Source organism: Phocaeicola sp. RTP21198st1_B8_RTP21198_201120 (assembly GCF_040929485.1).
GTDB classification, from domain to species: Bacteria; Bacteroidota; Bacteroidia; order Bacteroidales; family Bacteroidaceae; genus Phocaeicola; species Phocaeicola dorei.
Genome location: NZ_JBCOCI010000008.1, coordinates 34,384 through 49,182, shown reverse-complemented (window position 1 = coordinate 49,182; position 14,799 = coordinate 34,384). Strand labels below are relative to the sequence as shown.

5 protein-coding genes are annotated in these 14,799 nt (G+C 38.1%); all 5 read right to left on the bottom strand.

Annotated elements, in window-relative coordinates:
- Window positions 1-24: 24 nt before the first annotated feature.
- The 5 genes from AB5935_RS06000 to AB5935_RS05980 all read right to left on the bottom strand — a co-directional run bounded on the left by AB5935_RS06000 (window position 25) and on the right by AB5935_RS05980 (window position 14,792).
- Window positions 25-3,078, bottom strand: a complete 3,054-nt coding sequence (locus AB5935_RS06000; protein WP_007848346.1) for a SusC/RagA family TonB-linked outer membrane protein — start codon at window positions 3,076-3,078, stop codon at window positions 25-27.
- A 39-nt stretch (window positions 3,079-3,117) separates the two neighbouring features.
- On the bottom strand, window positions 3,118-5,145 hold the full coding sequence (locus AB5935_RS05995; RefSeq protein WP_007848345.1) for a hypothetical protein: 2,028 nt from the start codon (window positions 5,143-5,145) through the stop codon (window positions 3,118-3,120).
- Window positions 5,146-5,352: 207 nt separating this feature from the next.
- Window positions 5,353-9,384 carry a hybrid sensor histidine kinase/response regulator transcription factor gene (locus AB5935_RS05990; RefSeq protein WP_038611818.1) on the bottom strand — a complete coding sequence of 1,344 codons (4,032 nt, stop codon included), beginning with the start codon at window positions 9,382-9,384 and terminating at the stop codon, window positions 5,353-5,355.
- 81 nt (window positions 9,385-9,465) lie between these two features.
- On the bottom strand, window positions 9,466-11,454 hold the full coding sequence (locus tag AB5935_RS05985) for a glycoside hydrolase family 97 protein (protein WP_038611822.1): 1,989 nt from the start codon (window positions 11,452-11,454) through the stop codon (window positions 9,466-9,468).
- Window positions 11,451-14,792 (bottom strand): DUF5107 domain-containing protein, encoded by a 3,342-nt coding sequence (locus AB5935_RS05980; protein WP_038611826.1) that lies wholly within the window; start codon window positions 14,790-14,792, stop codon window positions 11,451-11,453. Before AB5935_RS05980 ends, AB5935_RS05985 begins: the two co-directional genes overlap by 4 nt.
- Between the last annotated feature and the right edge of the window lie 7 nt (window positions 14,793-14,799).

Here is a 14,799-nt window from a genome sequence, read left to right as displayed (position 1 = left end):
TAGACTATTTATTCTATCCTTCCATTAAAAAGCCAAATTAAGACCAAAAGTATACATACGTGTAGGAGGATACCAATCACCAGTTTCCGGATCATAACCATTATAATTAGTTAAGCAAAAAAGATTAGAACCAGTGGCATAAACACGCAGGTTAGCCAGTTTCAGAGCATTTATCACTTTAGTTGGGAAAGTATAGGCCAATGTCAGAGCAGACAAACGCAAGAAAGAAGCTTTCTGTACACTAAAATCCATAGAACTTGCACCATAATGATTATAATCAAAGCCAGCCAACACACGTGGAAATTCAGCATCTGTATTTTCAGGAGTCCAACGATCCAACAAATCCGTTGATGCGACTCCAGATCCAGTACTTCCAATCAAAGTTTCATACCAAGGACTCAATTTTTTAGCCCCATAAGAATAACTGAATACTGCATTTAAAGACAATCCCTTCCAAGAAAAATCTGTAGAAAAACCGCCATAAAACTTAGGATCAGTGGAACCAATTACAACACGGTCATTTTGATCTATCTGTCCATTATTATCATAATCCAACGGATACAAATCACCAGGATTCACATTATATCCATTCCAATTTATTTTATTCAAACGATCCATATCAATTTCTTGGGCGATTCCACCTGTTTTCCAAATATAAATTGTGTTACGAGACTCACCAAGGAATAAATTACCTTCTTTTTGAATATTACGATCACTATCTACATTATATACAACATCATTATCACCATATAATTGAGTTACCTTATTTTTATCCATAGACAATGTAGCTGCAAAATTCCATTCAAAATCTTTAGCTCTTACCAAATTGGCATTCAAAGCAAATTCCAAACCTTTGTTTTCAATCGCACCTATATTTTCAATAGTACTGCTGAAACCAGTAGTCGTAGGCAACGAATGGCTCATTAACAAATCCTTATTTTTTATCAAGAAAGCATCAACAGACAAACGCACTCTATTCTGTAAGAAAGCCATATCTACTCCTAAATTCCATTGTTTTTGTTTCTCCCAACTAATATCTGGAGTACCACGTCGCCCATTGGAAACAAAAGAATTCGTATAACCTGTATCGGAAGTACCCGTATAGCTGACATTATATAAAGATAAATAGGCAAAATCATCAATATTCTGATTACCAACGATACCAAAACCAGCACGTAACTTTAACTGATCAAAAATCGTCTGATTTTTCATGAACTTTTCTTCTGTAATATTCCAAGCTGCAGACACAGACGGAAAAATACCCCACTGATTTCCTTTAGCAAATTTAGAAGAACCGTCGTAACGCACTGTCGCCGTCAATAAATATTTACCCGCATAGTTATAGTTAACACGAGCGATATAAGATAATAATGTTTGCTCGGACCAAGCTGTACTTAAGCCGCGCTGATCTTTTTTATAACCAGATCCCAAACTATGATATCCAAATAAATTAGTGCCAAACCCTGTTGCCGTAGCATTAATATAATTATACGTAGTCCGTGTAGCACTGGTACCAACCATCGCATTCAACTTATGTTTACCGAAAGAGGCTTCATAAGACAATGAATTATCCCATTGCCATACAGTACGTGTATCTCTATCATCTTTGGCTTCACCTTGTGTTCCATAACGTTCCGACTCATAAATATCATTCGGGGTATATTTATTTTGCTGCTTTTGAGCATAATCAATAGAGAAAGTAGAACGCAAGTTTAATCCTTCAATAGGATTGATATTAATATAATTAGAGCTCAACAAGCGATTATACACCAAATCATTATCGACTTTCAAAGAACGTAATGGATTAAAATTATTTTGGTCAAAAATACCTTGCCAATTTAAAGTTTCAATCTCATCAGAAATTTCCAACATCGGATTAGCACAACGTGCACGATTCATTACTCCATCATCAACCAACGTGTTCTCGGTACGTGTAAAAGTTGTATTAGTACCTACTTTCAGCCAGGATTTAATCTGTTGATCCGCATTAATACGTCCTGTGTATTTTTCTTGTTCAGACTTCTCAATTACACCTTTATTGTCTGTATAACCAAAACTAATATAATAAGAACCTTTATCATTGCCATTCGAAAGACTTACTACATGATTGTGTTGTACTCCAGTACGGCTCACAGCATCCAGCCAATCATAATTTTTATTATTGTTGTAGGCATCGAATTCATAATCAGCAAAAACAGTATTCGATCCCATTATCACATCATTGATATAAGCATTGACATCTCCATCAGGATTTGTTTGCATATAACCATTCGTATAGGCCTCCTTTCTAAGTTCAAATAATTGACGAGTATTCATAGTTTTTGGAGTATTAGCATAGGTCTGAAAGCCAATCCAGCCATCATAAGAAACTTTACCTTCGCCTTTTTTACCCTTCTTAGTTGTAATAACAACAACACCGTTGGAACCACGTGAACCATACAGAGCTGTAGCTGATGCATCTTTCAAGACCTCAATAGAAGCCACATCATTCAAATTGACTGCATTAAATCCAGAGAATGAATTATCCATAACCATACCATCTACGACATAAATAGGGTCTGTAGATCCATTAATTGTATTAATACCACGAATTTTAATAGATGCATCATCCGTAGGACGCGTAGGTTGAGAAATGAACACACCTGCGACACGACCTTGAAGAGCTTGATTTACATTTGTTACTGGTTTTTCTTCCAATACTTTAGAACTAACACTGGCAACAGCTCCCGTCAAATCACTCTTCTTCATCGCAGTGCCTACAACAACCACTTCATCTAATGTTTCAGTATCCTCCGACATCACAACTTTGACTGGTTGGTTACCCATTATTTTAACATCTTGTGCAACATATCCTATATAAGAAATATGCAATGTTTCCCCTTTCTGAACTGATAATGTAAATTTACCATCAAAATTGGTAATAGTCCCATTGGCTGTACCTTTTACCACTACACTTGCACCAATGATAGGTTCGGATGTAACATCCACCACCTGTCCTGTAACCGTTATGTTCTGTGCTAGCATATTGCAGCAACAAAACATGATAAGGATTAAATTAATAAGCCTAATTCTTTTCATAATTTGTAAATTTAAGTACGATTTAAAGTTTATATTGGTTTATTCTTCCACTTTGAAAATTACAACATCACATGCAGGAACCGTTACTTCCAGATTGGTTTTAGCAGTACTTTCAATGCCACTCCATAATTCTTTCAGCCTATATTCCTTTGACGAATCCAACCCCAGACGCTCTAAAGCTGTAGTCATCTTCAACTCTTGATCCATATAGTTGAACACAGCATAATAAGCCTTACCATCCTTATCCATGCGTACAAACTGATTTTCTGACTTTTCACCATTCCCATCTACAGGATGGAAAGATTCCCCATTGGCTATAGCATTGATCTCAGCATTAGTCAGATATTTCATCGCCTTCTCCTTCACTTCTTTAGAACCGCCTTTGCTGAAATCATCTCCAGCAATGAAAATTCCTGTAATGACCCCCGAAGTAACACGCGCTCTGTTCTCACCATCTGTAGCATCACGCAATACAATATGGTCAGGATCATTAAACTGATAAACCTTATCCTGCCACCAACCGTATGAAAGTGCATTCAAGGTATATTCAGTATCCTTCATCTTATTCCACGCATCACAAGCAATTCTTCTAGACTGAGCATAATGAGCAGGAAAAACAGGAGAAATAGAAAGATTGATATACATATCGCCAAAATATTTGTCAAGCAATTGCATTCCATAGTTATATCCCTGAATACCTGTTTGTATTTCCGGATTATACCATTTGTCAGCCTCCATCGCCCCATGTGTCATAAAATCCATTTTCACATATTCAAAACCTGCCCGATGAAAGAGTTCCGATGTACGCTTCATCATAGCTTCAATAGCTGGATGGGTAGGATCAACAGCATACGCTCCGTCTAATTCCTGCGGTTTTCCATTTGCATAGAGATACACATCTTTATATTTATACCCCGGAATTTCTTTTATTTCACGTTCAGGATTTTTAGCCCAATCAGTAAACGGAGTCCAATAAACGCCGGCTATCTGACCGTTTGCCTTACATCTATCCACAAAAGCTTTCAACTCCTCTTCTGAAAAACTATTCCAACCAGAATCCAAACCTGTATAAACCAGATTATCCGAATTCACAAAATGATGGGACTGCAAATTCTCTTTATAAAAATCAGAAACTTCCAATGCTTTCGGATAGGTCAGATTAAATTGCAACGCTCCCCAGCTGTTCCAGCCAAAAGGAACAGCTTTATCCCAAGCTTTGGGCGGAGCAATCACAGCATTAGCCTGAGCGTATTCTTCCATGCCTTCACGCCAGTCTTCAAAAAATCCTACTAAAATCTTAGGCGACTTGATTGTCGTACCTTTCAATGCACCGTGAGGTTTCGAATCACGCGTTGTCTTATCAGCAACACCCCCATAACATACCAATGAACCTACATTATATATATTACCTTTACCTATTGTTATACCTGTTTTCCAAGAATCGTGTTCCACAGAACCTATCACCATAGCTTCACGATCATCATTATTAAATATGGCAGTAACTTCATAACTAGTCAATTCTGTAAATGTGAGCGGATGAGATTGGTATCTGATCCAACAGTCATTATCGAAAGGAATGAAAAGCGCACGATTATTTTCACCCTGGTTCAGGACTTCAGGCATTCGGTCCACATTGACCGGCGCCATATAATTCGAAGCCATTTCAGACGTACTTTCCAAAGTAAAATCTGTCAACACATAATCCTTTGTCGGATATACATAAAAAGATTGAACCAGTACAGGCAAATTATTCCCAGTATAAGTCACCTCATAATGATACCCTTCTCCAAAATGATCATTGATTTTTTTTGTAGAAACATGATGCTTTGCATAATCACGAGTCGAAACAACACTGTCGGCCAATTTATAAGCTGCATATACATTATCATAAATAAGCTTAGAGCCTTTGCTGATATCAATACCATTAGCGTGAGCATCGTACTCCAAAGACCATTCACCGACATTTAGATTTGCATTTTCAGTACACCCGGACAAAATAAGACCGGAAACACTCAATGCAGAAACACAGAGAAACAATGATTTTAAAGTTAACCAATTATTCTTCATAATATTATTAGTTTGTCAAAGAGATAAATCTACTTAAGGTTTGCTTTACTGTTCGGAATTCTTTTCCTTTCAAGCATGGTCAAAAGTAGGCATATCTTGACAACCTGTTAATATACAAACGCAGCAATAAATAGGATTTTTGCAGCAATGACTCATCTGCGTCCGAAGAATCCGCAAATGTGTCATTTTTTGCTGCATTTCTTTCAATCAGAGATTCTCCGTCAAATCTATTTTAGCTTTTTCCTTGGATGTTTGATACTGTTTCTCAAACTCTTTCGGAGTCATTCCGAATTGTTTCAGGAATAATTTACTGAAATAAGATGAAGAGTTTATTCCTACCATATAACAGATATCCCCAATACGGTATTTACCTTCCTGAATCAATTCGGCCGCTTTTTTCAAACGGATCAACCGAATGAAATCTATGGGTGAAAGATTAAACAGAATCTTTATTTTCCTCAATAAGCTGGAACGGCTCATACATAAGATATCAGCCATACGTTCCACATTGAAATTTTCATCTGAAATATTCTCTTGAATTACATTGATTACTTTATTCATAAATTCTTCATCCGCCTTGTTCATCTGCATATTATGCACAGGAAAAAAAGGACGTTTAGAGAATGCCTCACGTTCTTTTCTACGATTGCTGAGTAAAGACAAAATCTGACTCTTCAAATAATTGAAAGAAAAAGGTTTCTCCACATAAGCTTCCGCTCCTATCTTCAATCCGTTAATTTTACTCTTCAAATCGTTCTTGGCGGTAAGGAAAATAACCGGAATATGACACAAATCAATATCCCCCTTTATTTCCTTACATAATTCATAGCCATTCATCACCGGCATCATTATATCACTGATTACCAAATCTATGTGATTACTACGTAAAACATCCAACGCTTCCTGTCCATTCACAGCAGTTTCCACCGTAAACAAAACTTCCAATCGTTCAAAGATAAAAGATCTCATACTTTCATTGTCCTCTACTAACAATAAAGTATAACCTTTCATCTGGTCTGTTTCTGTTGATGTTTCCTCATCCAATACTTCTATATTTTGTTCCACTACCTTCTCTATTTGCTGCCTTACTTCCTCTTTATTCAAAGGAATGATCAAAACAAATGTATTCTCCGGTTGTTCTATATCCAAATAAAGCCTGCCTTTATGCAAAGTGGCTAGCGAACGAGCTAAAGGTAATCCTATGCCTACTCCCATCCGAACTGTATCCTTCTTCTCCATCTGATAAAAGGGTTCAAAAATCTGTTGGCTGGACGCTTCAGGTATCTTTTCTCCGTCACTGACAATACGAACTGTAAAATCAGCTTCATCTTGGAATAAATCTATCGTAATGGTATGACGGGCATATTTCAAAGCATTATTCAACAAATTACTCAATACTTTTGTGATAGCCTCCTTATCTATGGCAGCCATAATTCTTTCTTGGGGAATATGCTGCAATAACTCTTTCTGCTTTTGCAGAATAGTAGGCTCAAAACGAGCAATCGTTTCATTCAGCAATGCCGTTACATCAACCGTTTCAAATTTCAGTTCAAATTTGCTCGCCCCTATTTTCTGAAAATCAAGCAACTGTCCAGTCAAATCTAATAATCTCTTGGTATTCTGCCCGATTACTTTCAAATTCTTATTCAATTTCTGATCCTTGATATCCATTTCCTCAATTGCTTCCAACGGACCATTTATCAATGTCAAGGGCGTGCGCACCTCATGAGCTATTTCAGTAAAGAAACTGACTTTTGATTCATAGAGTTCTTTCTCCTTCTCAATTTCAAATAACTTCTGCTTTTCTTCCATCTGTTTCTCTTTGCGTCTTCTATACCAAAAGAACCAGCAAAGTACGACACAGATTCCCCATATAATATACAGAAAATAAGCCCAGACGGACTGCCACCAAGGAGGCAGAATAACAATGGATAAAGACCGGGTAGCATAAGGGCCTTCTTTGGCACTATTGGTAGCCCGCACTTGCAAGATATAATCTCCCGGAGGCAGTTTAGCGTAAGAAATATTCTGATTACTCGCTGCCCGTATCCAGTCTTTGTCCAACGGAACTAATTTATAATAATACTGATTGGACTCCGTAGTAGAATAACTTAATAAAGCAACATCGAAACTAATATTTGCCTGATCATAAGGTAATATAATTTCATCTGTATGTTCTATACACTTTTTCAAAGGAGAATTAGGAGTGTGAACTGTTATTTCCTGATTATAAATGCTGAACTTTGAAATATAAACAGGTGGTAAGAAATTTATTTTCTCTGAAGAGTTAGGATCAAATGCAATCAATCCGTCTATACCACCAAAATAAAACTTACCGTCCTCACCCTTCAAAGCTGACTTATAATTAAACTGATTCCCTAATAGACCATCTTTAGTGGTATACACCCGTATATCTTTTGATTCCGGATTAAATCTAACCAGTCCACGATTTGTTCCAAACCATAAATTTGATTGTTCATCTTCCAAGATCTTATAAGCCACATCATCTGGTAAACCGTCTTTGATAGAAAAAGTAGTAAAATCATCCGTTTGAGAATTATAACAACAAATACCACCACGATCCGTAGAAATCCAAATACGGCCTTTACAATCCTGCATGACAGAACTCACAGAATTAGAGCTCAATGTATTTTCCTTACCTTCCTCATGAGTATACTTTTTAAAAAGATTCTTATGGGGATCATACTTCCATAACCCACTTCCCATGGAGGCGAACCACATCATTCCATCTTTATCTTGAAATACATCAAAAATCCAATCAAATCCCACTTCTTCCACTTTGTCAAAATGAAAACTTGTAGGAGCAGCTTTATAAAGTCCCCAGCCTGTACCAATCCACTTATATCCTTCATTATCTATAAAAAAAGTATAAACACTTCCTTCTCCTATATTTAACTCCTCAGGAGTATAATGACAAACTTTATTCTCGGGTAATTGAATCACATCCAATCCTTGCTTAAACAAGCCACAGAACAATTGGCTTCCTTTGACAAACATTCCCAAAGTAACCATATAGTTCCCTTTATCATAATCGTTCAATCTCAACCGCCTTACCTTTCCGGAAGCAATATTTAATATGTTCACCCCATCATCTTCAGTGCCAATCCATATGTTACCCTTATTATCAGAAGCTATCTCTCTTACCCGTTTCGTTGTTAATGAGTTCCCATCACTCCCAGGTACATATTTATCAAACAATAAATCATGATGAGGCAGATAATCCACCCCGCCAAACATGGTTCCCAGCCAAATTCCCCCTTCCCGATCTCGGTAAATAGTATAAATAATCTTATCTGACAAACTGAACGGACGCATCAGATCTTGCTTCAAATGAACTATTTTATTCTTCCTCTCATTTACAACAAACAAACCTTCGTGAGTTCCCACCCATAGTTCATTGTCAAAACAGGCTACATTACGTACAAATGTATGGTTAGCCTCCGGTATATCTATTTTTACCAGCTGATTCGTACCGGGATTATATTTCATTAGTTCCCCTTCATGAATAGCCATTGCAATCCAATCACCATAATTACAAATAAAATTAATATTCTTTCCCTTTAACGAACGCCCGGTTTTATCAACACAATATTGTTCAAATTTATCCGTATTTCTATCATATCGAAAAAGTCCGACTCCCCATGTACCAACCCAAACATCACCATCAGGGCGTACCAAAATACAATCCGGAGCTTCTGTTTTAAAATGCTCTTTGTTGGTTACTTCATAAAAATAAAGCTTCTCATCCTTATAGCGAAAAACTCCCTGATCAGGAATTACAATCCAAATATTACCAATAGAATCCGCCACAATATTAGATACCCAATTATTCATATTCACCCCTTCTTCTGTTTCCATATTCATTGCCGTGAATATATCCAAGGCAGGATTATAACGATAGACTCCTCTATCCGTTCCTACCCATAACTGACGTTCCTTATCTTCAAACAAAGCAGAAATATTATGGTTTCCCGTACCGGCTACATAGTCATCACAGTTCATCTGTACAATAGAAGTTCCATCAAAACGGTTCAAACCATTTTTTGTACCAAACCACATAAACCCGTAACTATCCTGAATGATAGCCTTCACATTACTTTGTGATAGTCCATTCTCACCCGTTATATGAGAAAAATAAAAATTGGACAATCCCCTATCAACTGCCTGTAATGTAAATACAACATACAAACAACATAAAATGAGCAAAGTCTTTTTCATAGCTTGTTCAAAATTTGAGTCAAAGATAAAAGAAAAAAAGGATAAATAATGCCAATATAAAAGAAATAGAGGGTTGCCCCTCTATTTCTTTTCACGAATGACTATTACAAATCCCCCACCAGAAGCCATAAACATTTCAATAATATTCTTATTATCTATATCCATTATTTTATGTTCGTATAAATTAGCATTCTTGTTACTTCTTTTTTTATCCTGAAAAATTTCAATGGTATATTTCTTATCCTGAGGCAGGAAAGAGCAATCCACCTGAATTGTTCTCTCTCCCCAAGCATTCAATCCGCCTATATACCAAGTATTTTCTTTCTGCTTGGCCAACACGGCATATTCGCCCACACGGGCAGCTAAGGGAATCGTCTGATCCCATGAAGTCGGTACTTCCGCTAAATACTTTAAAATATCAGGATACTTACGATACTCATCCGGAGAATCACATAAACTGGCAAATGGTGCGGAAAGTACAACAAACAAGGCCAATTCATGTGAACGAGTCCCCAATGAACTAGGCAACCCCGGATCGATCGGCTTAAATTTCTCCAATGTGCTGTTACGCATCGAACCCGGAGTATAATCAATTCCACCTCCCAGCATACGGGCAAAGATACATTGAAGCTGATAATCCGGATTAGAAGTGGTATCCCACTTAAAACATTCCGCACATCGCATGGCTTCATAAGAAAGGACATTAGGATATGCCCGATGAAGTCCGGTAGGCTTGCTGCATCCATGAAAATCCACCATAAGATGCCGCTCAGCACAAGCCTTTGCCAGATTTTCATATTGAGGGATTATTTGGGCATCATCACGATCAAAAAAATCTATTTTTACCCCAACAGCACCCCATTTGCTGATAGAATCCAAATAACAATGCGGATGTTGGAATAAAGTAGCAGCAACAGTCCAAAGCCATACACCTACTTTTTTTTCTTTTCCATAGCGTATCACCTCTTTTATATCAATATTCTTATTCAAATCAGCATGATTAAAAACATTGCTCCAACCGGCATCGACCAGCAGATAAGGTATCTTGTTTTCGGAAGCGAAATCAATATAATACTTGTACATCTGCGTCGAAAGGTTTTGATGACCGGAAGGGAAAGGAGCTTTTTCCAAAATAGCACAATGCCACCATTCCCAAGTTGCTTTACCAGGACGAATCCAATCCGTATCCTTTATTTGTTGGGGCTTGGCCAGTAAGTAAATCATTTCATTAGTCAGTAGTTCCTTATCATCCTTGGCTACAATAGCTATACGCCAAGGGAAAGCATGATTACCAGCAGTACGTGCTAAATAATTCTCCCTCTCTTTAACTACCGTAATAAAATTTCCCCAACTGCCCATCTCTATTTTTTTAGGATAGGCCGCCCAATAACCTTTCATCTTGCCATCTTCCTTACGAAGATACATACCCGGATAGTTATTCAAATCTGATTCAGCCACCACAACACGCACATTCTGCATCTTGTTTGTAAATAAAGTTGGTGTAATACCATATTTATGTTCTTCTATTTTAGAAATGCCCTCGTAAAGCACATTGCTCAACTCCCAAGCTGTAAAATTAGTTGTTTCGGGTAAAATAACTGCCGGATCATCGCCCAGATTAAAAGAAGCTTCTTCATCAGCTACAATCAAAGAATCCTGCTCCGGAAGATTTCCACAAAAACGATATGCCATTCCTTCATTATACATCCGGAATATAACTGAATAACCATCCTTGAATTTCAAAGAAAGTTCATTATAATGGTCTGTTAATTCACGATAGTTACCAGCTACCGGATAAACCTTCTCGGAAGTACTCCTTGTAGAAGCTCCTACCACTTCACCATTCTTTCCCCATATATTTCCATTTTCCATCGTCATACAAATAGCAGAGGGATGAATGACAGGCTTACCTTCCAAACTTAAAGAATATTGTAATACCCTTCCATTCTCTACAGTAAGTGCCAATTGCCCGTTTGGGGATGATAATTCATAAGCTGACGGTGTTTGTGCCTGTGCAAAAACACACAGACACCATGTTACCAACAAAAGGAAAATATTCTTTTTTTTCATACGGCACACAAGTTACGATGGATTTGTCCACCTTGATGATTAATATCCAATTCTCGCACCTTATCCAAAAAATCAATGGCTTTTCCCATTTCACGCAATCCTAAACAACCCAGTCCCATCACATAATTGCAATGAATGCGGTTACGTCTATCCAAGTCATCTTCCCAAATAGCCAAATCAGGCAGAGAAACAGCAAAATAATCAATCCGGCAGTGGTCAAATAAATGCTTTTCACCATGCTTTATCAATTTGTTAAAGCAACCGCACGCCTTGTCTTCCCTGCCCAATGCACGCCATGCCAAACCTTGATAGAAAATCTTGTCGGGCTGTTGGTCATTGTAAAAGAAAGCCTGTTGTGGTTCTGACGAGCCAATGGTTGCTTTGGTGAAGCAATCTATAGCTTGTTGCTCATTTCCCAATCCACGAAGCGCCTCACCTTTATAATACCAGATATCATTCTCTTCAGCATTTGCCAATTTTCCCTCACCCAAATTAAATGGATAAACATTCGTTTCATCCAAAAGGACTAAAGCATCGGCATAACGTTTTTCACTTAAAGCAATCTTTGCTAATTCTATACGGCACAATACATATTGTCCGGTGATTTTTCCTTCTCCTCCTTCCCATGGATGGAAATTACGTGCGGCAATCAATTCTTTTGCTTCAGTATAGCGCCCTAGTTGATTATACAAAGTGATACGCTCAATGGACAGATCATCACGCTGTTCCACTTCAGACAGATGTGCTTCCAAAAAAGCCAAACGTTCTGTATGAGGTCGGCCTAAACGTTTATAAAGTTGGTCCAACTCCATTAATATACGAGAATCGTGCTCATCCAATGCATAAGCTTTTTCCAGAGTTTCCAAAGCCCTTTGTTTATCATTACGCTTATTATAATAAGCTAAAGATAAATTACGCCATACGGTAGGGAATGTTGGCTCTATAGCAGCCGAATGTTCCCAACAAGCAATAGCATTATCATACTGACGGTTAGCATACCAAAAGTTTCCTAAACTATATGCCGCTTTTGCTCCATGAATATTCAAACGTACGGCATCTTGAAGAATCAATACTTCTTCTATACGATTCGGGAAACAATATGAATGATTTTCCTTTTCTGCTCGCTGATAATATTCCAATGCTTTACTCTCATCTCCCTTACAGGTATGGAAATACCCCATTGTATAATAAACGACAGGATATACTTCTGTAACTCCGGTTACGTAGCATTCCAACAAAGAAAGAGCTTCCTCGTACAGTCCGGCAGCAGCAAAATCCAATGCATATTCTATATATCCGTGAGCCCAGCCACGCATCAACTTTTTCATTTCCTCCAACACTTCCACATCCCGGGTCAACAAATAATGTTCAAAACGGCATCCCATATTAAAACGATCTATCTGCAATGATTCGGCTACGAGCGCCAAAGCTTCCTCTTTACGACCCAATTTGCGTAGAATGGAAATTTTCAACTGACGCGCTTTGTGATTATGCCAATTACGAATCAATGAACGGTCTATCTTGTCCAAAGCACTTTCATACTTTCCTTTACGAGTGTCAAGTTGTGCTAGTGCATAATAAGCCGCATCCTGCCAAGCAGCATTCCATGCCGACTTAAAGAAAGCATCATAAGCCTCATCCCATTTCTGTTGCATCATACAACTCCAACCCCAATTATAATAAGGTTCACCGTCATAAGGATTCGGATTACGTTCAGTCAAGGTTTCCACCGCTTTCCGGAAATAGCTCTCCGCCATTGCAAATTGTCCTTTACGCATCAACAATAACCCTACCGCATTGTTACAACGTACATCTCCCGGTTCACGTCTTAATGCTTCCATATAATAATCCATCGGATTATAAGTAGCATGGCGATATTGTTCCAAATGTAGTCCGGTCAAAAACAGTTGTTCGACAGAAGCAATATCTTGAGGATCTTTAGCAGCTTTAGCAGGATCAGGAACCGGCTTGATTTCCGGCTTATCCGCTTGATAAGAAAGCAAAATTTGTCCTTCCTTATCACGAACCTCTACACATACCTCCTCTTCTTTTAGTCCTTCTGCCGCAAAAGTCGTAATAAACGGTTCTGATGGCGAAATTTGTGTAGTCTTATCCAATAAAACAGTGCCTTTAATAGCTTTTACTATAATACGTACTCCACTATTCACTCCCGTAGTATAAAGCACCAAACGGGCTTTACCTTCCTTTATTTCCAAATTCAGCAAAGCATCTTTAGTTGCATTCTTTACATAACCCACTTCACTATAAGGCATAAAATACTGTACCCATGATTTTTCCTCATAGGGCTGTAACCAAGTAAAGTCCGGTTGGTTATCCGTATACATACCGGTCATCAGCTCAATGTAAGGTCCATCCTCATCGGTCAGATTGCGATCCCACGCCTTACCGAAATCACCATTCCCCCATGTCCATTGTTTCTTTCCCGGAGAAACATGATGATCGGCCACATGCAGCAGACCGCCATGGGCATCTTCTTCATAACCACCTACAAAATCATATTTAGACTTGATAGCCATATATGATGTAGGAACCGGAATATTTTTATATTTAGAGATATCCACCCCAGCAGAATAATCCTGTTTATAATAAACTCCTGTAGCAATAGGAAAAGAAGAAACATCGCGCTTGCCATGATCGAACACCGCATTCACATCAGGTGGAAATACCGAATGATAATGGTCATTGACTACTACTGCAGGATTGGCCCACCACAAAAAAGTCTGAGGGAAAGACGTACGATTATAAATCTTCACTTTTATTTCTATATAAGCTTTGCCCGGATAAAGCGTAAATCCCTGCATACCTTTGGTGCGGAACATTCTCTCCACTTCATTGCACCATACTGTCTTACTGCCATCCGCATTTTCCTCTATCAAAAAATCAGTAGGCAAAAAAGTAGAAGGACGGTGATGCTGAGGCCAGTTAAATTCGATGCCTCCAGAAATCCAAGGTCCTGTCAATCCCACCAATGCCGGTTTCACTACTTGATTGTAATAAACAAAATGACGTCTTTTCACCTTATCATAAGCCATGTGTATACGACCACCCAGCTCGGGAAGTATCATCACCTTGATGTATTCATTCTCGATAAATAATGCATGATACCTCTTGTCTACTTTTTTATCTGAAATCTTCTCTACCACCGGATAAGGATAGACTGATCCGCAACTTCCCTGATAAACCCTTTTTTCAAGAAAAATAGGATTCTTCTCTTCCTTTCCTATCTCATAAGTAGGAAGCATGATATCTTCCTCCCATGCACGCACCTCACTGCCATGAACGGTACTTTGAATTAAATATTGAGTTATTTTCTCCATAATAAAT

What these genes read in the sequence shown, in the direction of transcription:
- AB5935_RS05990 (WP_038611818.1), bottom strand. Translation starts at nt 9,384, where the DNA reads ATGAAAAAGACTTTGCTCATTTTATGTTGTTTGTATGTTGTATTTACA.
- AB5935_RS05980 (WP_038611826.1), bottom strand. Translation starts at nt 14,792, where the DNA reads ATGGAGAAAATAACTCAATATTTAATTCAAAGTACCGTTCATGGCAGT.
- AB5935_RS05995 (WP_007848345.1), bottom strand. Translation starts at nt 5,145, where the DNA reads ATGAAGAATAATTGGTTAACTTTAAAATCATTGTTTCTCTGTGTTTCT.
- AB5935_RS06000 (WP_007848346.1), bottom strand. Translation starts at nt 3,078, where the DNA reads ATGAAAAGAATTAGGCTTATTAATTTAATCCTTATCATGTTTTGTTGC.
- AB5935_RS05985 (WP_038611822.1), bottom strand. Translation starts at nt 11,454, where the DNA reads ATGAAAAAAAAGAATATTTTCCTTTTGTTGGTAACATGGTGTCTGTGT.